We start from the raw sequence: 24331 nt of genomic DNA on the forward strand, positions 1-24331 counted from the left end.
GAACATTTATGCACATTTGACTGCCAATATATAAGAAAAAGGCCTCCCACCAGTTCAGTAAACTTATGAAAGACCTTCTCTGAAATGCTTAGAAAATTTATCTATCTCTTTCCTTTATCATAAATTTCACCTAATGCTCTCGGAGCACGATTTGATTTAGAGAAAAAGATTAATAACAATAACGTTAATACATACGGTAAAATCATGAATAAATCGGTGAAACTACTTGGTAATGCCATTGACTGAGCAATATATGCTCCACCAGATTTTGCAAAACCAAATAATAGACAAGCAGCTAAAGTAGGGAGAATCCTCCAATTACCAAAAATTAATGCAGCAATGGCTAAGAATCCATATCCCATATAAATATTTGAAGAAAAGTTAGCTGAAATGGAATAGGCAAAACAAATGCCGCCTAGACCTGATAATAGACCCGATATTAGAACCGCAGAAAACCTAATTTTCGATACATTTACACCTGCTGCATCAACTGATTGAGGATTTTCCCCGCTCGCTCTTAGGCGCATGCCAAATTTAGTTTTATATAAAAGATACCAAGCAAAAATAGCAATCACTACGATAATCACTTCGAACGGATACACATTCGTAAAGACCGCACCAATCACTGGGATATTGGCTAAACCTTCAATCGTAAACCGCTCCGATACACCTAATCGAAACTTGTCCGAAGCCGCTCCAAATACAAGTGCATTTATTTGTGTCGTTAAGAAAGTCGTTAATGCTAACGCTAAAATATTTATCACGACACCACTGATCACTTGATTGGCTTTAAACTTAATACATAGCACAGCATGAATAATGGAAAAAGTCATCCCGCCAATCATCGCAAAAAGCAACGCCACATAGAATAGATCTTGAATATCTTTGCCAGAAGCATTAGCGATTAAAACAGCTGACAGCGCTCCGATGAATGCCCCAAAACCTTGAAAGCCTTCAAGGGCTAAATTGATAATACCGCTCTTTTCACTATATATTCCGCCTATTGCCAAAATAAAAAGAGGCAGAGCAAAGGATAATCCATCAATAATTATTGTATCCATTATGATTCACGCTCCTTTCGATCCACTTCTTTTTCCTTCAGGCGTCTGACTTTATATTTCATGTATTCACCACATGCACTAATCAATAGGATTAACCCAATGATAACAGAAGAAATTTCTTGTCTAATTCCAGACTGTGAACTCATATACGTGCTTCCTTGATCGATAATAGATACTAAAAATGATGAAAAAATAACACCAATTGGATGGGAGTTTCCTAATAGTGATACAGCAATGGAATCAAAACCGATACTTGATAATACTTTTGGCTGTATGGAAGAAAAATAACCTAAATAATAAGTGACACCTGCAAGACCAGCCAAGCCTCCTGATATAACCATGGCTAAGACTGTATTTCTTCCAACATTAATTCCTGAATATTTTGCTGCATTACGATTGGAACCTACCGCTTTAAGTTCAAAACCTACTACTGTTTTGTCCATGACAAACTTTACTAAAATAGCGGTAATGATGGCTAATATAAAGCCCAATGGAATATCCATTTTCAAGTTGGCTATTTCGACATTTACTAAAGTTAATCTTGCTGCTTCTGAAATATATTTAGATTGTCTTGAAACAGGATCTATATAGTACATCTGAATAAAAAAGCTGATGACATATTGGGCAGTATAATTTAACATAATCGTAGATACGACTTCATTAATGTTAAATTTATATTTTAACCACCCTACTAATCCTCCTATTAATCCTCCAGCGACAAATCCGATTATCAAAACAAGCGGCTTTGCGATTATGGCATCTAAACCACTATAACCAACTATAATCGTCGCTATAAAACCAGAGACGAGCATTTGACCGGAAACCCCAATATTAAATAGACCCGCTTTAAAAGCAACAGCAACTGCCAAGCTTGCAAACACAAGTGGGGTCATGGCATTTAGCAAAATCAAAAAGTCAGTCAGCATGCTCTTATAGCCAGCATAAGAAGGCTTAGGCAAGATTCCTGCCCCTTGGAATAAGTTATAAAATGCCTGTAAGGGATTTTTCCCAATTAATAGGATAACGACAGCCGCAGCAATAAAACTTATGATTATGGATATTAATGGAATGGTGATAGGCTGCCATTTCTCATTTCTTATTGGTCGAATAAGACTATCACTTAAGTTTTTTTTCCTTTTATCTTTACTCATGCTTTGCCCCCATCATATATTCGCCGACTTCATTCGTTGTTAAGGATTCACTGCTAGCAATTTTTTGAAGTTGGCCATTATATATAACTCCAATGGTATCCGCTACATTCATAATTTCATCTAATTCTAATGAAATAAGTAAGATCGCTTTTCCTTTATCTCGTTCTTGAATCATCATTTTATGAATATTTTCAATCGCCCCAATATCTACTCCCCGTGTTGGCTGAACGAAAATCATAAGCGGCGATTGTAACTCGATTTCGCGAGCAATAATGGCTTTTTGCTGATTACCGCCACTCATCGAACGAACTTGCGTCTTAATACCTTGTCCACTTCTAATATCATATTTATCAATCAAATGACTGCCAAATTGCTCAAATTCCTCTTTATTTAAGATTCCCTTACTAGAAAAGGGCTCCCTATAGTACTGCTTTAATGCTAAATTAGTTGATAAATCAAAATCCAAAAATAGTCCAAAGCTTTGTCTATCTTCAGGTATATAAGATATTCCCGTTTCTGTTCTGTTTCTTATACTTTCACTCGTAATGTCCTTACCCTCGAGGAGTATTTTCCCACCGCTAACCTTTGTTAATCCAGCAATGGCATCCGCTATTTCAACTTGACCATTATCTGCGACTCCAGCAATTGCAAATATTTCGCCGCTGCGGATGGTAAAGGATACATCTTTCACTACTTCAAATCCATCTTCATTTTTAACAGTTAGATGTTCTACCTTCAATACTTCCTCTTTAAACTGAGCTGGTACTTTTTCAGATTCAAAACTAACCTCTCTACCTACCATTAATTGAGCCATAAGATTAACCGATGTTGTCTTTACATCCAACACATCAATTAATTTACCTTTGTTCAATACAGCACATCGATCGGCCACTTTCTTAATTTCTTCTAGCTTATGTGTAATTAATATGATTGTTTTTCCACCGTTCCTTAAGCCTTCGATAATACCGAGCAAGTAATCAATTTCTTGTGGCGTTAAGACTGCAGTTGGTTCATCAAAAATAAGGATTTCTGCTTCACGATAAAGCACCTTCAAAATTTCTACCCGTTGCTGCATCGAAACAGTAAGATCAGCTATCCTTTTCGTAGGGTCCACTTCTAAACCAAATTTTTTAGACAGTTCTTCAATTTTACGATTGGCATTTCGAATATCTACGTATGGAAAGAGACCTGCGAATTTTTTCATAGGCTCTACACCTAATATGATATTCTCTGTAATCGTATAATCAGGGACTAACTTAAAATGCTGATGGACCATTCCAATGTTCAGCTTTGCCGCATGGTTCGGTGAACTAATTTGTACTTTATCTCCCCGAATATAAATTTCTCCTTCATCCGGTTCATACATTCCACTCAAAATACTCATCAGAGTTGATTTACCTGCACCATTTTCTCCAAGCAAGGCAAAAATTTCTCCTTTTTTAATACCAATGGATACATCATCATTCGCTACTATTCCAGGAAATCGTTTGGTTATATGTTTCATTTCTACAATATAATCAGACATCTTTCGTCTCCTTTTTCAGGAAAAATAATTTAAAAGAAGTTCATCATTCCCTAGTTTTACTTAAATTAGGAAATGATAAACTTCTAATGGTTCATTTCATTACTTTTTTCTATTTAATGTTATAACCCTGGAAACTTTTCTGGAGTATGGCCATTAAAATTAGATGCAGGTACAATTTTACCTTCTTGAACTAACTTGTAAGCTTCATTCATTTTACTAAGTGCATCCTCTGATAATTGATGACGGCCTTCTTCTTTTATAAAACCAGTTGAATCTGTATCTGCATAAAGAACGACATTTCCACCTTTAAAGCTTCCGTCAGCAACAGAATTTAATACCTTTTCAATATTCATAGCCATGAACTTTACCGCAGATGTTAATACGATATTTTCAGAACCATTTACACCTTCATCAAATTGGTCAACATCCACACCAATGACTTTAATATCGCCTTTAGCTTCCTTAACTGCTGTGAATACCCCATTACCAGTACCACCTGCAGCAACAAAAATGATATCTACACCTTGTTTCATTAACGCATTTCCAATAACTTTACCAGTTGCTTCATCTGCAAAAGATCCTGCGTAGTTACCACCCACATCGGCACCAGTTACATCCGTCCCAGCATAACCTGATAATTCAACCATTTCAACATTTTTTCCATATACTGCATTTACATAATTTACACCAGATTCAAAGCCAAATTGATAATTTACATTTGAAGGATAAGCTATCCCATTTACAACCGCTACTTTATTCGATTTTGTTTCAAGTGCTGCAGCCATTCCTGCAAAAAAGCCACTTTCTTGTTCAGCGAAATTCATCGCATATACATTATCGAATTCTTTTTGATCCCCTACAGGTGCAGGCTCTGAGTCATTTAAAATAAAAATTTTATCAGGATTTTCTACAGCAATACTAGAAACTCCAGCAAATTGAAACCCAGGTGTGATAATAACATCATAATCTGCCACAATATCAGCAACAGCTTGTATAGACGCTGCAGGATCGCCACTTTCTTCTCTAACAGCCTTTACTGTTGCTGTTGGATGCTTTTCAATAAAGCTCAAAATACCTTTATAGTTATCTTCATTAAAGCTGGCATCATCAACGCCTGATGGGCTTGTTACAATGGCAATTTTTAACCCTTCTTCACCTTTTCCAGACTTAGCTTCATTGTCATTAGCTGAGTCATTTCCGCATGCTGCCATTACTGCAGTCATTAAAGCTATAAATAATATCATTACAATTTTCTTTGTGCTCTTTGTCATTGAAATAATCCTCCTAAGTTAATCATGTTGAATTGCTGCTTGTGTAAAAATAAAAAAGCACCGATTTACACCGGTGCTTGACTTTAGGAAGGTAGATAATGGAGTTTATTTCCATACTTATATACACAACCTCGTAGTCAAGCTATTCACGGTAGCTTGGTAGAAACTTTCGGGCCACATCCCCAATATTATACGAGAATAACATTTATTTTATACTAACCCATAGTAACATCAGAAAATCCAACCGTCAATAAAAACACGAATACTTTTTTAAAATAAATCATTAATGTTCGGAAATTGAGTGAGTAGTGCGAATTATTAGCTAAGAATAAAAAATATTGATAACCACAATCCTTGTTGCAATCGATCAGGAAATATAATAAAAAAACAAAAAGCCGCGTGAGAGTCTATTCTCCGCAGCCTTATTAATATAGTGGGGCAATAGAACGTGTCCCAATTTTCCCAAAATACTTTATTAGCATAATAACTAAGCTTTAATTTTCCATTAAGACGGGTGCTCGGGACTTTCTGAGTAATCTTATCTTACAGTCATATTCAACAGACATAGAGACATACATGTCAAAAGGAAATTTTCCAATAAAAAAGGCCTCTCAAAAGTCTAATGACTTATGAGAAGCTTCTTTTTTTCTGGTGAGGCGTTATTACATCATTCCGCCCATTCATTTCGTAATTTAATAAGAAGAAATACTTTTAAAAAAGTCGCCTTTTATCGCTGTTTTTCCCAGTTTACTTTTAATATTTTCTAATAAAAATAAAATGTCAGGAGGACAAACAGGAGGACAAACACTTTAATCAAAAGCCACCTCTATTAAAGAGGGGACTCGAACTAATGATAGCTGGATTCATAACGGCTGCCACACAGAACGCCTTGTCTGGTGCTGACTGTACTGGAAATAAACGTTTCAGACCTATAAACCATGTTCGATCTAGCCTATTTTATATTTGGTGGCAGTATGTTTTTTACACCATCCTGCCACCATTGTTTTTTCACTTTCCAATGGAGACAAATACTGTTATCTCAAATTTCAACCTGTTTCTTTCTTTAGCGAAAGCTCCATTAATAAACATCTTTTTTAGTAAAAACAAAAAAGGAAACCAATAAGGCAAATGCCCACCAGACTATAAGAACCATCATTGAAAAAGATAGGTTCATTCCATCTATCGGCGGTGCCATTCCTTTCATATAATCGGTTAACCGTAAATTCACCATGAAAAAGTATTTAGCCGACTCCCACGATGAGACCATATTACTTAAGATTGCCCCTGAAATGAGAGCGGCAAGCATGATTCCCATACCAGCAGCGGTGCTTCGAATTAATACCGAAAGCATAAAGGATAAGGTCCCAACTACAATGGAAACAAACCACACGAGTCCAAAATCCATTAACAAAAACTTCCATAAATCGAGAACCTTTACTTCAGAAGTGTTTAGTCCCGATTCGGTCACATTAAAGCCAGTCAAGATTGGTGCTCCCCAGCCTTTGTAGCCAAAAATCAGCCCCGAAATCAAATAGGAAAGTATTCCAGCTATCGCAATGATTAGTGAAATGGCCAAACAAAGAGTGATATATTTACTCAGGAGCACTTTCCATCGCTTCACCGGTCTCGTCAACAAAAGCTTGATAGAGCCTATACTGTGCTCAGAGGATACTAAGTCACTTGCAATCACCATGACCATTAATGGAATAAATAAATCAATTGAGTTTTCTAAAAATATCCTTATAAATGTTGGAGCACCAGGCTCAGAGGGGTTAATATCATTGTCTAGATAATATTGTTGCTGCTGAAGCGATATTTGCAGCTGTTTCTTCCATTCTGGTGTCATTCTGCTGCTGCTTAAGCGGTTCTGCGTATCAATGATTTGCTGTTGTAAGATCGTTCTCCAATCGCTTGTTCCTATTTTTTCCATTTGGGTTTGCGCTTGTTTATATTGTGCAAATGTAAATAAAACAACAAGAACGCCAATAATGACCGCTATTACGACGAGCCGCTTTTTGGCAATCAGCTTCATCATTTCATTTTGTACCAATTTATTCAATCGTGTCACCCCCTGTTAGTTCGAGGAACAAATCTTCCAGGACAGGTAATTTCCTGCTCATTTCTGTTATATAGACACCCGCTTCAACTAGCTGTTTATTCCACTCAGATGTTTTGTTTTCATTAAACTCAGTCAATATGGTACCATCATCATTTTCCTCGATCGTGGTTAACGCACGTAATATTTCCTTGCCTTTTTCAAGCGGATGAAATTTCCAGACCATTCTCTCCCGATTCGATAAAAGATTATGAACAGTATCAATCCGAATGATCGTTCCTTTTGAAATAATGGCCACCCTATCACATAATAATTGAATTTCACTTAATAAATGGCTAGAGACAAGAACACTAATCCCCTCTTCTACAGCCAGAAAGCGGATAAATTTCCGCATTTCACGGATTCCTGCGGGATCAAGCCCATTCGTTGGTTCATCGAGAATCAGCACTTTTGGTTTTCCTAAAAGTGCCTGTGCAATACCGAGCCGCTGCCTCATGCCCAGAGAATACGTTTTAACCTTATCATGAATTCTTTCAGATAAACCCACAAGTTCAGTCACTTCTTTGATCCGTTCCTCCCTGATCCCTTCAAGCATCCGGGAAAAATGAATCAAGTTGTCATAGCCCGATAAATAAGGATATAATTCAGGATTTTCTACAATACAACCCAGATTTTTTAGTGCTTCCGTGAATTGGTCCTCGATATTAAATCCGCAAATTTTAATCGAACCAGATGTTGGTTTGATTAACCCCACTAGCATCCGAATGGTTGTTGTTTTCCCAGCACCATTTGGCCCTAAAAACCCAAAAACTTCCCCTTCTTTCAACTCAAACGTTATACCTTTGATGATTTCTCTTTTTCCAATCACTTTTTTCAGATGATCTACCGATAACGTAATTTTCTCCATCAATCCCACTCCTTACCATGTGAGCAGTGAGGCTACTCGTTTAGCAATTAAACGGTACCCTTCTGTATTTGGGTGAAACTTGTCTGAATACAAATAATCATTAACCTTTAATTCAAATAAATCAAATGTTGGAACGAACACGATTTTTGGAAAAGCACCACTCACTTCTGCACTTTCATAATTCCAATGGCGGACGATCTTTGACATATCTTTACCTTGGTCTAAATCAATGAACGGATTATACAGTCCAATAAAAAACACATTGGCGTCACGGTTCGACTGACGAATCTCCTGAAAAATAACTTTTAAGTTTTCAAGATATTTTTTCTCGATGACCGAAATGTCTCCAGCCTGAAAATCCATTAAACCTTGACCACCTTGGAACAAATCATTTCCGCCAATGGTCACGAGCACCATATCGGCTTTTTGGATTTGCCTTCTTATTTCAGTTTGCTGTACCTGCTGTCTAAGCTGATCCGAGCGTTGACCATTGATGCCTAGGTTTGTAAGCTGAACTGGTCCATTTGATTTTTCCTTGATTTCGTCAATTAAAACACCGACATAGCCTTTTCCAGATTCATCTCCGGATCCCCTTGTTAATGAATCACCTAAAGCTACAATAGTTAAACCTTTTTTGATTTCTGATTTCTGAGAAACGGTAGTCGACTGGGGACCCTTTTCTGGTTTTCCTGCATAATATTCATATGCCACCCAGCCAAGCCCAATCAGCCATAGGAGGCAAAAAAATACTGATATAACTGTTATCGAGCGAATGATATTCTTATTCAATGAACTCATCCTTTCTGGCTTTTCTATCTCTTATTTGTCACAAATCACGTTCATAAATAATGAATGTTGTTTTACTTATGCCGCCCTTTTTACTAGCCGCTTTTGCCCTGTACTCTATATTTCGACGTCACTTAGTTTTTTTACCTTCTTTACGAGAATTTTTTCTTTTTATTGAATGATCTCATATGGTATTGTTATTTTTTAGATTGGATTTTAGTCGAAGCGGATATATACAAATTAGACGTTTCACCCCAAGATCATCTAACTGAGTAATAATTTGGCCAAACCTTATTTTTAGTATAAAAAAGACCCACAACCAAATAAGTTGAGAGCCTTTGAAACGTTGTTAATTATCGCTTTGAGAACTGTGGTGTACGACCAGCGCGTTTAAGACCGTATTTTTTACGTTCTTTCATATATATAGTTTCTTATATAATTAGCCCAAAAAGTTTTGGCTCTTTCATTAAACCAACTTGGTTCATTAAATACGTTAGGTATACACACTATATGATCTTTTTGTTGACTTATTATTATTTCCTTTAATCTATTACTTAGTTGGTCACTGTAAGATTGGAATCCAATACTTTTACCATTCATTATAAAAAATTCACCATCTCCATATCTGCTAACAGAACATTTATCTTTATTAATTTTCTCTATTGTTTCTTCTGTTGAAGCAACTAATGGTACCTTCATTTCCTTCCACCCTCCCTTTCATTATTAGCAAGGATCTAAGACAATCCATTATAGAAAAAGGATTAATAGGTAATTTTTCTGTAAATGTAAGCAGAATAATAGGTAATGGTATATGACTTACTGAACCAATTGTTTATGAAGAAAATAGGAGTTTGTTTTCTACAATATACCAGAGTACAAACTCCTTTTGACTGCTTTTCAAGTTTTAATGAACCTGTCCTCTAGTGGCTTACTTATTCAAGAATTTCTTTATCGACGATACTCCTAAAATCATCAATAAATCTAATGTGTCGTGAAGTACTTTTTAAATACTTGCTTGTAGGCTTCCACGTATGCTCACTGGAATCCCATCTGAAGTAAGTATAATTATATCGACTGGTCGAAAAGATACGATATCCCTTAGCCCTTGCATTTTTCAGAAAAGTCGCATCTTCCCCCAATGATACATCTAAAAAAGGGACTTCCTCCATTACTATTTTTTTGGCAATAATGGTTCCCCCGAATACTATTCTAACCCGTTTTGATTCGTGGCCCGGGAATCGTAATCGTAATTCCTTAGCTTTTGGGAAATACATGAAACCGGTCCTTTTCCCAACAATATCAGCCTTTGTATGCTCAAATGACTTTAAGGCTTCATATAGGTAAGCACTCCCATAATAATCATCATCGTCCCACTTTGCCACATATTTTAATTTCGCTTGATTTCTGCCGAAGTTCAAACAACTTCCCAGGGTTGTTTCTTCTGGAAGTTGGTACACCCGGACATGATCATATCCTTCCGCCTTTTTCTTCCATTCATTTATATCTAGGGAATCATTGTTGAGAACAATAATTAACTCTTTTTCCTGTAATATTTGATTTTCGTAATTAGAGAAAATATTGTCCATATATCTTATCTTATTTGTACAAGCAACAATTGAAATTCCATGGTCTTTATTCGTTTCCTTCATTCTTTCGCCCCCTTTTAGACAAAAATAATCAAAAGCTTGTCCACCCTTTTAAACTATTCATTTGGTTAAGATTTGTTTCGTTGTTTAAGATAGTTTTTCAACAAAATGATTGCATTCTTTAATGAATAACCGTAATCCATTCCCAGGACATTCTTAAAAATAACAGAAACATACTAAAAAACATTTTCAGTAACACTCGAAGAACTTGAAAAAAGCTTAAGGATTCTACAATTAATAATTTTCCTTAAATACAACATTCATTAATTCTACATATTCTTCCAATTTTCCAATATCATAGCGGTCACCGGATATGATGGTCCCATAGACAGATTGAATAGTTAACAATTCTTTAATAGCATCTGTAAGCTGTATTTCGCCATTTACCCCCTTGTTTATTTTCAATAAAAACTGGAAGATTTCCGGGGTGAAAACATATCTGCCTATCACAGCCATGTCTGAAGATAAACTTGTTTTTGGTTTTTCTACTATGTTTTGAATTTCGACCACTTTCGTGTCACCAATACCTTGTATAACTCCGTAATCTTTTAATTGATTTTGATTTACCTTTTTTAGCCCTAAAACACTGCAGTTTGTTTCCTTATGAATATCTATTAATTCTTTTAAGGCAGGAGCTTGTCCCGAAAAAACTAAATCGTCTGGTAAAAGAACAGCAAACGGTTCATCTCCAACAAAATCCTTTCCTAATCGAATAGCAGCCCCAAGTCCATTTATATCAGGCTGTCTTTTATATAAAATTTCTATTTTCGGCAATTCCAAATGTTTTAAGAGATGCGACTTATTGCTTTTTATTAATATAGTCTCTAATTCTAAGGAGTTATCAAAATAGTCTATGATCATATCTTTTGACTTTGATGTAATAATTAATAATTGCTCAATTCCTGAATTTACTGCCTCCTCAACGATATAATGTATAGCTGGTTTTAATCCAATCGGAAGCATCTCTTTTGGGATTACTTTCGTAATAGGCAGACTCCGAGTACCGTATCCTGCTGCTGGGATAATGGCCTTTCTTACCAAATTAAGTTCCACCTTTCTTGACCTTTTATATGTAAAGTATTCAAAAGACAAGTAATCGTTACTTATTTTATATCTTTCTTTTTTGGTAAAAAACTCCACTCCTTATCAAGATCTGCCTTCCCATCCTTTCTAAAAAAGAATGTTCGTTACGTACAAAATTGAAAGTACTTAGCATGTACCTTTTTTTGAATAAAAATAGGGACAACCCCTAGTACTATTTTTTGAATTAAGCATATTGTTATTAAGGAGTAAAGTTTAGATACATTTAAGAGAACTGAGCAGCTTAAATAATGATTAGACCAGATGTTGGATAAGTGAAGCCTGATTAAGAAAAGGAGGGATTGTTATTATGAAGATTGCTGTCATCAGTCCGGGATTGTATTCTGTTCCTCCTGTTATTGGGACATCAGTAGAACATGTCATTCACCAGGTAGCAGAACAACTGGAACGGAATAATCAGGTCATTGTATATACAAAAAAATGCCGTCAATTTCCGGAATCTACATTAGAGGGAAATCTCCTTTACAAACGGTTCCACTTTTACAGCCCGGGTGTTTATTTGCAGCAAGTAATCAAAAATATTCAAGAAGAAAAACCAAGTGTGATTATAATCGAAAATCGTCCTTCTTATGTTATGCAAATAAAACATGCATGTCCAAAGATCCCAATTGTATTAAATATGCATTCAGATGTTTTTTCTTTGCCCCCTAACATTCGCAAAGAGGAGATGACTGAAGTTTCCCGGAATGTTGATGCCCTGATAACTAATAGTAAAGCATTGGAAAATTATTTTACGGAAAAGTATCCAGCTTTTAAAGGGAAATCGTACGGGATTCATTTAGGGATTGACACGACTCCATATGAAACAGCAAGAATGGATTTAGAAAATATTCGCCGATGGAGAGAGAAATATCGGTTATCGAGTGAAGATCCTACTTTACTGTTTGCTGGAAGAGTAATGGAAAAAAAAGGCGTTCATTTGATTCTGGAAGTAATGCCAGCACTGATTGAAAAAATCCCTCGTCTCAAGTTGCTTATCGCAGGAAGTCCCAAATATGGGAATAACAAAGATACGTCATATATGAAAAAGATTAGAACAATGGCAGAACAAATAAATAATCATGTTGTGTTCACAGATTTTGTGAAACCGATCGATATGCCTTACATTTATCAACTTGCGGATATTGTCATTACCCCCTCTATTTGGAATGAACCCTTTTTATTGGTTAATTTAGAGGCAATGGCTTCCATGAAACCTGTAGTCACTACAAATAATGGAGGTATTCCAGAGGTAGTAGAGCACGCAGAAACTGGAATCATCATCTCCCTTGATAATCCTAAGGAGGAGCTATTTCATTCTATTCTCTCATTGCTTGAATCAAATTCATTAAGTGAAAGGTTATCCAAAAATGGATTTGAAAGGGCAAAAGAATTCTCTTGGGAACGAACAGCGGGTCAATACTTACAAGTATTTAAAAAAGTGACAACTTTGTAGAGTGATGGAATCCGATTAAAACCAAGATGGAAAGAAATTAAAAAATCGAATGCTTACATGGAAAATTAATCTTTTTACAAACTGGGAGGTAATCATGTGGATGATCCTAGAGTTGGTATTCTAATAGATAATTTCATGTATAATAAGTTAATAGCAGGAAAAGAACTCTATGAGAAGTTTTCTTTTTATGAAGAAGCGGCCAATTCATTAGAAATGAGCATATGTTTTTTTCGTTTGGATGATGTTAATGTTGAATCCCGAAAAACGATTGCACAAGTTAGAAATAAGAAAGGGTTTTTAGTTAAAAAAGAAATACAAATTCCGAAGGTTATTCATAACAGGGCGGTAACTTCTACCATATCTGCAAAGAAAAAAATTAAAGACCTTACACAAATGGGATACTGGATTTTTAATGAATTTAGTAAGATTAGAAAATGGCAAGTCTATTTATTACTGATGAAAAATGATGACTTGTTTTCACATCTACCTGAAACTGTCCCTGCTAATCGAGAAAACTTTGACAGAATGTTAGAAAAGTATAAAGAAATTATCATTAAACCCAACAGCGGGGGGCTTGGAAGTGGAATAATAAGCATTAGCAAAGGCGAAAAGCAAACTTGGAAGGTTCAATATGATCAGCAGATAGGAAAAGGATTGAAGGAAATAGTATTTTCTAATGAATTACCGGATATTATTACAAAAAAACTGTCCCGTGGATATATCATTCAACAAAGAATCCGATTGGCTACCTACAAGGGAAATCCTTTTGATTTAAGGGTTTCCGTACAACGAAACGAATGTGGACAGTGGAAAGTAACTGGAATAGTTGCGAAAGTGGCAAAATCCGGAGGATATGTCACGAATGTTGCAAAAGGTGGAGAATGTAAAGATTTCGCGGAAATATTAGACAATTTTCCTTATCTTGAGGCAAAAGAAGTATTTAAAAGTATCGAGCAACTATCTCTTAAAGTAGTGAAAGATTTAAGCAGCTATTACGTTAACCTTGCTGATGTTGGATTGGATATTGGCATTACCAATGAAGGATTTCCGATGTTTATTGAGTGCAACGGTCGAGATCAAAGATATTCCTTCAAAGATGCTGGTATGCATGATGTATGGAAGGAAACGTATGCAACACCCATTAGATACGCTCGTTTCCTTTTAGATTCTATTGAGACAAGTGAAAAAGTATAAAAATAGTTCACATAGCATCTAAAAAAACTTTTATGAAGAAAAGGAGTTTGTTTTCTGGAATATGCCAGAGTACAAACTCCTTTTGACTGCTTTTCTAGTTTTAATGAACCTGTCCTCAATTGGTCTTAGCAAAATGGTCTTACATCATTGATGTTGGTTTGGATCCGAGATGAGGACACGACGAAAAGCGTTTACTTGCACGTAACTAAAGACATGAAAAAAGAGGCTTCCAGAAAGTTTAAGAACTTAATGGAAAACCTCTATTTGTTAACCTTTTGTTCCCAATGTTACCTTTCGGTAGTTATTAGGGTAACAAATCCCTATATATAAAGGGTTGGAGGCACTTATTACATCATGCCGCCCATTCCACCCATACCGCCCATATCAGGCATTGCAGGTGCGTTTGGTTCTGGTTTGTCAGCGATAACAGCTTCAGTAGTTAGAAGCATTGCAGCAACTGAACCAGCGTTTTGAAGAGCAGAACGAGTTACTTTCTTAGGATCTACGATACCAGCTTCGATCATGTTAACCCACTCGCCAGTCGCAGCATTGAAGCCGATTCCCACTTCTTCGCGCTTTAAGCGGTCAACGATAACTGAACCTTCTAGGCCAGCGTTTTGAGCGATAGTGCGTACAGGCTCTTCCATCGCACGTAATACGATGTTGATACCAGTTTGGATATCGCCTTCTTCTTGTAGAGCAGCTACTTTGTTGTAAACATTAAGTAGAGCTACTCCACCACCAGATACGATGCCTTCTTCAACAGCTGCACGAGTTGCGTTTAGAGCATCTTCAATGCGAAGCTTGCGCTCTTTCAATTCAGTTTCTGTAGCAGCACCTACTTTAACAACTGCCACACCACCTGCTAATTTAGCTAAGCGCTCTTGTAATTTTTCTTTATCGAATTCAGAAGTAGTTTCTTCTAATTGAACACGGATTTGGTTTACACGAGAAGCGATTTGTGCGCTTTCTCCTGCACCTTCAACGATCGTTGTGTTTTCTTTCGTTACAACTACTTTAGAAGCGCGTCCTAAAGATTCGATTGTTGCAGATTTCAAGTCTCGGCCTAATTCTTCAGTGATGACTTCACCACCAGTTAGAATCGCGATGTCTTCAAGCATTGCTTTACGGCGATCACCAAAGCCAGGAGCTTTAACCGCTACTGCATTGAATGTTCCACGAAGCTTGTTCACTACTAATGTAGCAAGTGCTTCCCCTTCAACATCTTCAGCAACAAGCAATAATGGCTTGCCTTGTTGAACCACTTGCTCAAGAACTGGAAGGATTTCTTGAATGCTAGTGATTTTTTTATCAGTGATTAAGATATATGGATTATCAAGAATTGCTTCCATTTTGTCTGAGTCTGTTACCATGTATGGAGAAGCGTATCCACGGTCGAATTGCATACCTTCTACGACATCAAGCTCAGTTGTGAAGCCTTTTGATTCTTCGATTGTGATAACTCCATCGTTACCAACGCGCTCCATAGCTTCAGCGATAAGAGCACCAACCTCTTTATCATCAGAAGAAATAGCAGCAACTTGTGCAATAGACTCTTTGCCTTCGATTGGCTTAGCGATTGCTTGTAATTCTTCTACAGCAGTTGCAACCGCTTTTTCGATTCCTTTACGGATACCCATTGGGTTTGCACCAGCTGTTACGTTTTTAAGACCTTCGCGGATCATTGCTTGAGCAAGAACCGTTGCAGTTGTCGTACCGTCACCAGCTACATCATTTGTTTTACTTGCAACTTCAGCAACAAGCTTTGCACCCATGTTTTCGAAAGCATCTTCTAATTCGATTTCTTTCGCGATTGTTACACCGTCATTTGTAATTAACGGAGAACCGAATTTTTTCTCAAGAACCACATTACGTCCTTTTGGTCCAAGAGTTACTTTTACTGCATCTGCAAGAGCATCTACTCCGCGTAGCATTGCGCGGCGTGCATCTTCACTAAATTTAATCTCTTTTGCCATAATAAATAACCTCCTCGAAATAGTTAAATAGGCAGTTCAAATCAAATAAAATTGTAAAGCTGTATGGCTAGATTAGCCAATAACAGCAAGAATGTCGTTTTCGCGTAAAATTAAATATTCTTTGCCTTCGTACTTCACTTCAGTACCAGCATATTTTGAGAAGATAATACGGTCGCCTTGAGCAACTTCAAGAGCTACACGCTCACCGTTCTCAAGAACGCGTCCAGTTCCAACAGCAACTACATTGCCTTCTTGAGGCTTTTCTTTTGCAGTGTCCGGCAAAACGATGCCGCTTGCAGTTTTTTCTTCAGTTTCAACAAGCTCGATAATAATTCGATCACCTAGTGGCTTTAACAAGTGAAACAACCTCCTCAATAAATATGTAAATTTTATTTATTAGCACTCTCATCTGCTGAGTGCTAACACAATTATTATATTAATGAATCTATTGCATATTTGCAAGAGTGAAGCTCAATTTTTTTGTAAAAAATATTTAATATGGGCTACATTATTTTTACAGTCATTGCCAAATGCTAGTTTATCCTTAATATCCAAGCAGCAAACCATCTTTTTATGTCTACAATTTGAAACTTGGACCTTTTTACGGGTAAAATGAGGATTGATATACACAATGGATAAGGAGATAAAATATTGAAAAAAGAGTATTGGTATATTCTTATTGCTTATACAGGGATGCAATTATCGAGCTTAATCGGGGTCCCGTTCATTGCGTTTTGGGGAACACTATCCGGCAAAAGCATGGCCGACATGCAAACAACCGCTGTCACATCCTGGATTGTCATTAGCTTTACGATCACATTAATTATTTCGTTGGCAATCCTTCGAAAAGAAATGAAGGAAAGCCTTTCTATGAGAAATTCAACTTCTGCAGGTACTTCCATAGCCTGGGCCATTGGCGGAGTATTCCTTGCATTATTTGCGCAATCTATTGCCGCCAATATAGAAAATTTAATCGGAATTGAAATGGGATCGGAAAACACACAGCAAATTATTAGGCTTATTCAAGCTTCACCCATAGTCGTTGTGATCAGCTCAATTATTGGGCCAATCCTAGAGGAAATTGTCTTCCGAAAGGTTATTTTCGGAACGCTTCATAAGCGGCTAAACTTTTTTCTTTCTGCCTTAATAAGTTCTGTTATTTTTGCTCTAGCTCACTTTGAGTTTGAACATATTCTGTTGTACTCAGCGATGGGCTTTACTTTTGCTTTCCTATATGTCAAAACAAAGCGAATTCTAGTGCCGATTTTTGCGCATGTGGCCATGAATACACTTGTCGTCATTATCCAATTTAACAGAGAAAATATTGAAAATTGGATAAAAGAAGTGGAAAAAATGCAAAGCTTTATTGGAGGGTTTTTATGAGAAGGACACCATTGTTATCAGGCATCATTTATATTATTCTTGGGATCCTCTTTACCTATATCGCGATCCAAAGCATTCAAAGAAACGATGGCTGGGGAATATTTACTTACTTTCTTATTATTATCGCAACCCTTGACTTAGGTACTGGCCTGCGGATGGTTGCCTTTCATTTCAAAATCGTCAATAACAAACAAAGAAAATGAGCACTATACAAATGCTCATTTTCTTTGTTTAGCTTATTCTTCCTCTTGTGGATAATGCTTAAGAAAGTAGATAAGCGACTGCAGCTCCACAGCTAAATCGATATGATGAATTCTGATGGAGGACGGCACAGATAAACGTGCAGGAGTAAAATTCAAAATTCCTTTTACACTGCCTTGAACAATTCGGTCAGCAATCGGTTGGGCTGCAAGAGCAGGAACTGTTAAAATCACAACCTGAATTTGTTCGTCCTCGATTACTTTTTCTAGATCACTCATATGGAATATCGGTACATCCCCAATGTATGTGCCAACTTTTCCTTCGTCTACATCAAAGGCTACTTCAATTTTCGTATTATTGTTTTTGAGGAAATTATAGTTTAAAAAGGCAGTGCCTAAATTACCAACCCCAATAAGAGCTACCTTCGTTAATTCATCCTGATCTAACGTTTTCCGAAAAAAAGTAAGCAAATAATTTACATTATAGCCATACCCTTTTTTCCCTAAAGCGCCAAAGTAGGAAAAATCCCGCCGAATTGTAGCAGAATCAACTTTTACCGCATCACTTAATTCTGCAGAAGAGACTCTTTGTTTCCCAGAAGCATGCAAATTTTTTAAGAATCGATAATATAAAGGAAGCCGTTTGGCCGTTGCTTGTGGAATTTTTAATGACTCATTCGCCATTATCTTATCTCCTCTCGTAGAAACCTTTACGTTTGTTCAAATGACAAATGCTTTATCAGTTAGCAGCTTTACTTCTTTATATACACAATACATTATAACAAGGAATCCCTTTTAAAATCCCCATTTTTTCCGCCAGTTTTTTCTACTAAATAAGTTTTGCCAATGACCATCCCTTTATCAACAGCCTTACACATATCATAAACTGTTAAGGCACATACAGATGCGGCTGTTAACGCTTCCATTTCAACTCCAGTATGACCCTTTGTTTTGACCGTAGCTGCAATGAGCAGTGTATATTCTTCTTGATCGACACTCCATGAGTAGGAAATATCTACTCCCGTTAAAGGGATAGGATGACACATTGGAATAATTTCCCATGTTTTCTTGCATGCCATCACACCCGCAACTTGTGCTACGGCGAGGACATCTCCTTTTTTCATTGTATTCGAAGTGATTTTTTCATATATTTCTTTATTAACTGTAATACTTGAGTGAGCAATCGCAGTTCGGACCGTCACAGATTTCTCGCTAATATCGACCATCTTTGCTCTGCCCTCTTGATTAAAATGGGTAAAATCAGACATTAATAACACCTCACAACAAAATCATACACTATTTTTAGCCAAATGTGTAAAACACTTCACAATAATTCAAGTCCGTCCTCACACACATTGCCCAACAAATATGAATGAGTTACACTTATTCTATAAAGCTTGAGGTGAACAAAAATGATTTTATTACAAGTCAATCAATTAATAAAGAACTTTGGTGCTGAAGTTATATTATCGAATATAAAGCTTGAAGTACAAACTAGAGATAGAATTGCCCTTGTGGGGCGCAACGGGGCTGGCAAGTCTACTCTTTTAAAAATGATAGCTGGCCAAATGTCCTATGATTCCGGTGACATTATTAAGCCTAAGGAAGTGGAAATCGGCTACCTTGCCCAAAATACCGGACTCGAGTCAGAAAGATCCATTTGGGATGAAATGTTAACTGTATTCGAGCATCTGCAAACGCTTGAAAAGGAATTGCGGAAGCTCGAGGGTGAAATGTCTGATCCGCAAGCAATGGCTAATCCCGAAAAATATGAACGCATCTTAAAAGAATACGATGATCGGCAAGTTCAATTTAAAGAACAAGGCGGTTATCAGTACGAATCAGACATTCGCTCCGTTCTTCATGGACTGAACTTTCAATCCTTTAGCTATGATACGAAAATATCCACTTTGAGCGGGGGACAAAAAACGAGGCTTGCTCTAGGAAAACTGCTGTTAAAGAAGCCTGATATTTTAATTTTGGACGAGCCTACCAACCATCTAGACATTGATACTTTATCTTGGCTAGAGCAATATTTGCTAACGTATGACGGGGCCATTTTAATCGTTTCCCATGATCGATATTTTTTAGATAAAGTCGTCTCCCAAGTCTATGAATTATCAAGAAATCAAATCAAAAAATATATCGGTAACTACAGCTCTTATCTTGACAAAAAAGCGGCAAACTATGAACGTGACTTGAAGCAATTTGAAAAGCAGCAGGAAGAAGTAGCTAAACTGCAAGACTTTATTCAGCGCAATCTGGCTCGGGCCTCCACAACCAAAAGGGCACAGAGCCGCAGAAAACAGCTGGAGAGAATGGAATTAATGGACCGTCCTTTAGGGGATGAGAAGTCTGCTAATTTCGGTTTTCAAATTGAAAGGCAAACAGGCAATGAAGTGCTAAAGGTGGAATCTGTTGCGGTAGGATACAATGATGAATTGATTTCGAAAAATATCTCCTTTCGAATTACTCGTGGAGAAAGTATAGCCCTTGTAGGACCAAATGGAATTGGCAAATCCACGCTTTTAAAAACGATCATTGAGAAGCTTCCTTCACTTGCAGGAAGTATACACTACGGATCCAACGTAGCCATTGGCTATTATGATCAGGAACAGGCTGAGCTCACCTCGAACAAACGTGTACTTAATGAACTTTGGGATGAATATCCACTTACACCAGAAAAGGAAATCCGAACTGTGTTAGGAAACTTCCTCTTTTCGGGTGATGATGTACTAAAAACCGTCTCGACATTAAGCGGAGGAGAGAAGGCTCGTCTAGCATTGGCAAAATTAATGATGCAAAAAGCCAATTTCTTAATACTGGATGAGCCAACAAACCATCTCGACTTAGATAGTAAAGAGATATTAGAAAATGCTTTAATCGATTATCCTGGAACAATTCTGTTTGTTTCTCATGATCGCTATTTTATTAATCGAATTACTACAAAGGTTCTTGAGCTTAACGAAAATGGAGCAACTGAGTTTCTTGGCGATTACGATTATTATGTTGAGAAGAAGCAAGAACAGGAAGAGTTAAAAGCTTTGGACCTTGTAGAAAAGTCCTCCTTCCCTACTCACGTAAATCAAGATAAAAGCAGCTATCAGATGGATAAGGAAGCAAAAAAGTTAGAAAGACAAAAACAGAGAAGATTAGAAGAAGTTGAAAAGCTTATCGGGGGATTGGAGGCGCAAATTGCTGAATTCGAACAGCTTCTGTGTGAGCCCGAAATATATCAAGATCATGAAAGGGTCTTGGAAATAACGAAAGAAAATAACGAGGCAAAGACCAAATTAGAAGAATTAGTTGAAGAGTGGACTGTACTAGCAGAGTAACAGAATAATTTTTTTTGCTGAAATTTGACCCAGGAGTTTATTCACTCCTGGTATTTTTTTATCCACAAAATTATTCACATAAAAACAACTGAAGTAATGGGATTCCACAGACTTTTCCACATTATCCACATTTAATTGGCTTTTTATCCACATTATACACATAAAATTTAAACAATTGCCATTTTATCCACAAAAAACGTCCAAGTAGTAACTGGGACGTTTTTCTTATATTCGAATTAGTTGTGGATAGTAATTTCAAGACCTGGGTTCGCATTTAATGCCATAGTTGATCGCACACCTTTTTCAAATAGGATACTCCCGGCAGCTGCGATCATTGCTGCATTATCCGTACATAAATGTAGTGGCGGGATGACCAATTCAATCCCAGGCAGCTTGTCAAATTCCTTCTGTAACACTGAGCGCAAACCCTTATTGGCCGCAACCCCACCTGCTAATAATACTTGTTTTACCTTATATTCTTCTACAGCTTTTAGCGTTTTAGTAACAAGGACATCAATCACACTTGCCTGAAAGCTTGCCGCCAGATCTTCTGGGGAAATCTTTTCCCCACGCTGTTCAGCATTGTGGACAGTGTTGATAACTGCAGATTTTAATCCGCTAAAACTAAAATCATAAGACCCTTCCTCCAGCCACGCTCTCGGTAAGTTAATGGTGGCTTCCCCAACATGTGCTAACCGGTCAATATGAGGTCCACCCGGATAAGGAAGATTCAAGGTTCTAGCTACTTTATCATACGCCTCTCCAGCAGCATCATCCCTTGTTTCACCAATGACCTCAAAGTGTCCATTTGCTTTCATAAAAACCAGCTCTGTATGTCCGCCAGAAACAACAAGGGAGAGTAACGGAAATTCTAGCTCTGTAACAAGGCGGTTCGCATAAATATGGCCTGCAATATGATGCACACCCACTAATGGGATATTATGAGCAAAGGCAAGCGCTTTTGCAGCGTTTACGCCCACTAACAATGCACCGACAAGGCCTGGACCTTCTGTGACTGCAATTGCATCCAAATCATCGAAGCTTAGTTCTGCCTGTTTTAATGCTTCCTCAAGAACAATGGTTATCTGTTCCACATGGTGCCTCGAAGCAATTTCAGGTACAACGCCTCCGAACCTTTTATGACTTTCTATCTGTGATGCCACAATATTTGAGGCAATTTCCCTGCCGTTTTTGACAATCGCTACCGATGTTTCATCACAGCTTGTTTCAATACCCATAATAAATTGATCTTTATTCATTATAAATTCACCCACATTACTAATGCATCTTCTCGATTATCAGTATAATAACTTTTTCGAATGCCTCCATCCTGAAAGCCTAGCTTTCGGTACAAAGACTGGGCAATAGAATTGGTCACACGGACTTCAAGTGTCATCGTTCGAGCGCCCATTTCTGAGGATATCTCCATGATCTTCTTCATTAATGCTTCTCCAAGCTTCAGCCCTCGGTATTCAGGCAAGACGGCTACATTTGTAATATGCGCCTCATCAACGATTACCCAAACCCCGCAGTAGCCAATTAATCTTCCTTCATCTTCTAATCCGATATATACGGCAAATTTGTTTTGTTTAAATTCGTTTTTAAAAGCTTCTTCCGTCCACGGCAATGTAAATGAGGCATGTTCAATTTTCAACACCTCATTAACATCTTTTTCACTTAAAAAACGAAAAGTGAAAGAATTCGTCATTATGTTCTTCCTCATCATTACTTTTTCTCTTTGTTAGCATTTAGCCAATTCGTTTCCGCTTCTGCCAAACGGATATAGTTAGGAACGAAGGAATGTATATCCTCCCCTTTTTTATCTCTTCCTAGCAAAGCAAGCTCTGACGGCCGGGGATTTTGCTCCGTGATTTCTGCAAAAACAGCCTGGCCTCCAAGAAGATCCTTCAAAATAGGCTGATGCAACGGCAAATCATTTCCAATAAATAGAATTCTCCGTTCCTGTTCCTTAAGCTTTGCTGCCCATTCTGTTGATAATAAAAGCTGATCTTTTTGTAAGGTATGTATGTTTCCGTCAACAAATTGGTAGAGACCTGTATAGATTTGTCCTCTTCTTGCATCGAATAGTGGAGATATAGCACCCTCGAAATAACGTCCAGCTGATGCAGCAGAAACTTCTAGGCTTGAAATTCCCACTAATGGGATGTTAAGTGTCCAAGCTAATGTTTTCGCAATGGTAACGCCAATTCTAACACCTGTGTAAGAGCCTGGCCCTTTGGCTACAACAATTTTTGAAAGGTCAGCTGGCTTTATATCACAATCATGCATTAAAGCTTCAATAGCTGGCATGACTCGTATGGAGTGATTCTTTTTTAGATTTGTGATATATTCGCCTTTTACTTGATCCCCATCCAATATCGCAACACCTAACGTATAATTAGATGTATCAATAGAAAGCACTTTCATCCTAATATCTCCTTACATAACTCCTCGTATCTTTTACCCTTTGGTTCTAATACAAATCTTCTGGAACCATTCTCACCTAGAAAAAGAGAGATGGTCAACAATTCAGCAGGCAACTGACTTTCTATTAAATGAGCCCATTCAACAACTGTCACCCCATCCCCTTCAAAGTATTCATCAAATCCTAGATCTTCAAAGGAATCTTCTACTCGGTAAACATCCATATGATATAACGGAAGCCTGCCTTGATATTCCTTAATAATGGTAAATGTAGGACTGTTAACATTTCTATTAATTTCTAACCCAATGGCCAATCCTTTCGTAAACGTGGTTTTCCCTGCGCCAAGATCGCCTTCAAGAGCGATGACATCTCCGGGCTGCAGAAGGGTGGCCAGACGTTTTGAAAATTCCATCGTATCATCAGGATGTTTCGAAATAAACTCATATATACTCATAATAATTGATCACCATTATTTTTCTTAAATTGGAATAACTAACTCAACTGATTATTATCAAAAAAACCTTAGGATGCATCCTAAGGGTATCTTTCATATATAGTGTACATGATTTTAAATCTGCTAGCAAAATATGCTGTGCAAAATAAAAAAAGACGAAACCTAGTTTCGTTCTTGTTTAAGCATGTAAATGGCGGTCCGGACGGGACTCGAACCCGCGACCTCCTGCGTGACAGGCAGGCATTCTAACCAACTGAACTACCGGACCAGATTGCGGGGACAGGATTTGAACCTGCGACCTTCGGGTTATGAGCCCGACGAGCTACCGGACTGCTCCACCCCGCGATAATAGTATTTATATGATTTTTACTATGCTTATATATAGCATAATAGAAATATTTAAAACAGCCTAGCGACGTCCTACT

Annotated in this window: 23 protein-coding genes, 2 tRNA genes and 1 riboswitch; of the genes, 5 read left to right on the plus strand and 20 right to left on the minus strand. The window is 37.3% G+C overall.

Annotated features, from left to right (window positions below):
* Positions 1-101: 101 nt before the first annotated feature.
* The 10 genes from V7127_RS01805 to V7127_RS01850 form a co-directional block, all read right to left on the minus strand.
* Positions 102-1061 (minus strand): ABC transporter permease, encoded by a 960-nt coding sequence (locus tag V7127_RS01805; protein WP_335483090.1) that lies wholly within the window; start codon positions 1059-1061, stop codon positions 102-104.
* Complete coding sequence (locus tag V7127_RS01810; RefSeq protein ID WP_335346191.1) at positions 1061-2212, minus strand: ABC transporter permease; 1152 nt, start codon at positions 2210-2212, stop codon at positions 1061-1063. The genes V7127_RS01805 and V7127_RS01810 overlap by 1 nt, the downstream gene beginning before the upstream one ends.
* Entirely contained in the window at positions 2205-3737 is a 1533-nt protein-coding gene (locus V7127_RS01815) for an ABC transporter ATP-binding protein (RefSeq protein WP_335483093.1), read from the minus strand. Before V7127_RS01815 ends, V7127_RS01810 begins: the two co-directional genes overlap by 8 nt.
* A 119-nt stretch (positions 3738-3856) precedes the next feature.
* Positions 3857-5008, minus strand: coding sequence for a BMP family lipoprotein (locus V7127_RS01820; RefSeq protein ID WP_335346189.1), 1152 nt, complete (start codon positions 5006-5008; stop codon positions 3857-3859).
* 114 nt (positions 5009-5122) lie between these two features.
* Positions 5123-5224, minus strand: a riboswitch (purine riboswitch).
* 862 nt (positions 5225-6086) lie between these two features.
* Positions 6087-7067, minus strand: a complete 981-nt coding sequence (locus V7127_RS01825; protein WP_335483095.1) for an ABC transporter permease — start codon at positions 7065-7067, stop codon at positions 6087-6089.
* Positions 7060-7971 (minus strand): ABC transporter ATP-binding protein, encoded by a 912-nt coding sequence (locus V7127_RS01830; RefSeq protein ID WP_335483097.1) that lies wholly within the window; start codon positions 7969-7971, stop codon positions 7060-7062. Before V7127_RS01830 ends, V7127_RS01825 begins: the two co-directional genes overlap by 8 nt.
* 12 nt (positions 7972-7983) lie before the next feature.
* Complete coding sequence (locus V7127_RS01835; protein WP_438823957.1) at positions 7984-8760, minus strand: SGNH/GDSL hydrolase family protein; 777 nt, start codon at positions 8758-8760, stop codon at positions 7984-7986.
* Between the two features lie 402 nt (positions 8761-9162).
* Entirely contained in the window at positions 9163-9456 is a 294-nt protein-coding gene (locus V7127_RS01840; protein WP_335483100.1) for a GT-D fold domain-containing glycosyltransferase, read from the minus strand.
* 233 nt (positions 9457-9689) lie between these two features.
* Entirely contained in the window at positions 9690-10406 is a 717-nt protein-coding gene (locus V7127_RS01845; RefSeq protein ID WP_335483102.1) for a glycosyltransferase, read from the minus strand.
* Between the two features lie 231 nt (positions 10407-10637).
* Positions 10638-11444, minus strand: a complete 807-nt coding sequence (locus V7127_RS01850) for a UTP--glucose-1-phosphate uridylyltransferase (RefSeq protein ID WP_335483103.1) — start codon at positions 11442-11444, stop codon at positions 10638-10640.
* Between the two features lie 349 nt (positions 11445-11793).
* On the opposite strand from V7127_RS01850, the gene V7127_RS01855 reads away from it, so the two are divergent.
* On the plus strand, positions 11794-12939 hold the full coding sequence (locus V7127_RS01855) for a glycosyltransferase family 4 protein (protein ID WP_335483105.1): 1146 nt from the start codon (positions 11794-11796) through the stop codon (positions 12937-12939).
* Between the two features lie 96 nt (positions 12940-13035).
* Positions 13036-14133 (plus strand): YheC/YheD family endospore coat-associated protein, encoded by a 1098-nt coding sequence (locus V7127_RS01860; protein ID WP_335483106.1) that lies wholly within the window; start codon positions 13036-13038, stop codon positions 14131-14133.
* A gap of 347 nt (positions 14134-14480) precedes the next feature.
* Here V7127_RS01860 and groL read toward each other — a convergent pair whose 3' ends face one another.
* The gene (gene groL, locus V7127_RS01865) at positions 14481-16109 is read right to left on the minus strand and encodes a chaperonin GroEL (protein WP_335483108.1); all 1629 of its coding nucleotides are present in this window, start codon (positions 16107-16109) and stop codon (positions 14481-14483) included.
* 72 nt (positions 16110-16181) lie between these two features.
* A complete protein-coding gene (gene groES / locus V7127_RS01870; protein WP_315667217.1) occupies positions 16182-16466 on the minus strand; it encodes a co-chaperone GroES in 285 nt (94 codons plus the stop codon).
* Between the two features lie 294 nt (positions 16467-16760).
* Here groES and V7127_RS01875 point away from each other — a divergent pair, with 294 nt between their 5' ends.
* Entirely contained in the window at positions 16761-17492 is a 732-nt protein-coding gene (locus V7127_RS01875; protein ID WP_335483110.1) for a CPBP family intramembrane glutamic endopeptidase, read from the plus strand.
* The gene (locus tag V7127_RS01880) at positions 17489-17695 is read left to right on the plus strand and encodes a YdiK family protein (protein WP_335346186.1); all 207 of its coding nucleotides are present in this window, start codon (positions 17489-17491) and stop codon (positions 17693-17695) included. The genes V7127_RS01875 and V7127_RS01880 overlap by 4 nt, the downstream gene beginning before the upstream one ends.
* Positions 17696-17728: 33 nt before the next feature.
* On the opposite strand, the gene V7127_RS01885 is transcribed toward V7127_RS01880, so the two are convergent.
* Positions 17729-18376: a redox-sensing transcriptional repressor Rex gene (locus V7127_RS01885; protein WP_335483112.1), complete on the minus strand. Its 648-nt coding sequence runs from the start codon at positions 18374-18376 to the stop codon at positions 17729-17731.
* Between the two features lie 92 nt (positions 18377-18468).
* Entirely contained in the window at positions 18469-18960 is a 492-nt protein-coding gene (gene moaC, locus V7127_RS01890; protein WP_335483113.1) for a cyclic pyranopterin monophosphate synthase MoaC, read from the minus strand.
* A gap of 144 nt (positions 18961-19104) precedes the next feature.
* On the opposite strand from moaC, the gene V7127_RS01895 reads away from it, so the two are divergent.
* Entirely contained in the window at positions 19105-21027 is a 1923-nt protein-coding gene (locus tag V7127_RS01895; protein ID WP_335483114.1) for an ABC-F family ATP-binding cassette domain-containing protein, read from the plus strand.
* A gap of 236 nt (positions 21028-21263) precedes the next feature.
* On the opposite strand, the gene tsaD is transcribed toward V7127_RS01895, so the two are convergent.
* The 6 genes from tsaD to V7127_RS01925 form a co-directional block, all read right to left on the minus strand.
* On the minus strand, positions 21264-22286 hold the full coding sequence (gene tsaD, locus V7127_RS01900; RefSeq protein ID WP_335483116.1) for a tRNA (adenosine(37)-N6)-threonylcarbamoyltransferase complex transferase subunit TsaD: 1023 nt from the start codon (positions 22284-22286) through the stop codon (positions 21264-21266).
* Positions 22286-22735 (minus strand): ribosomal protein S18-alanine N-acetyltransferase, encoded by a 450-nt coding sequence (gene rimI, locus V7127_RS01905; protein WP_335346181.1) that lies wholly within the window; start codon positions 22733-22735, stop codon positions 22286-22288. Before rimI ends, tsaD begins: the two co-directional genes overlap by 1 nt.
* Positions 22736-22752: 17 nt before the next feature.
* A complete protein-coding gene (gene tsaB, locus V7127_RS01910) occupies positions 22753-23454 on the minus strand; it encodes a tRNA (adenosine(37)-N6)-threonylcarbamoyltransferase complex dimerization subunit type 1 TsaB (RefSeq protein ID WP_335483118.1) in 702 nt (233 codons plus the stop codon).
* Positions 23451-23906 (minus strand): tRNA (adenosine(37)-N6)-threonylcarbamoyltransferase complex ATPase subunit type 1 TsaE, encoded by a 456-nt coding sequence (gene tsaE / locus V7127_RS01915; protein WP_335483120.1) that lies wholly within the window; start codon positions 23904-23906, stop codon positions 23451-23453. Before tsaE ends, tsaB begins: the two co-directional genes overlap by 4 nt.
* Before the next feature lie 191 nt (positions 23907-24097).
* Positions 24098-24174 (minus strand) — tRNA-Asp (locus V7127_RS01920).
* Positions 24175-24177: 3 nt separating this feature from the next.
* A tRNA-Met gene (locus V7127_RS01925) sits at positions 24178-24251 on the minus strand.
* Between the last annotated feature and the right edge of the window lie 80 nt (positions 24252-24331).

Source organism: Bacillus sp. JJ1773, from assembly GCF_036962035.1.
Classification (GTDB): domain Bacteria; phylum Bacillota; class Bacilli; order Bacillales; family Cytobacillaceae; genus Cytobacillus.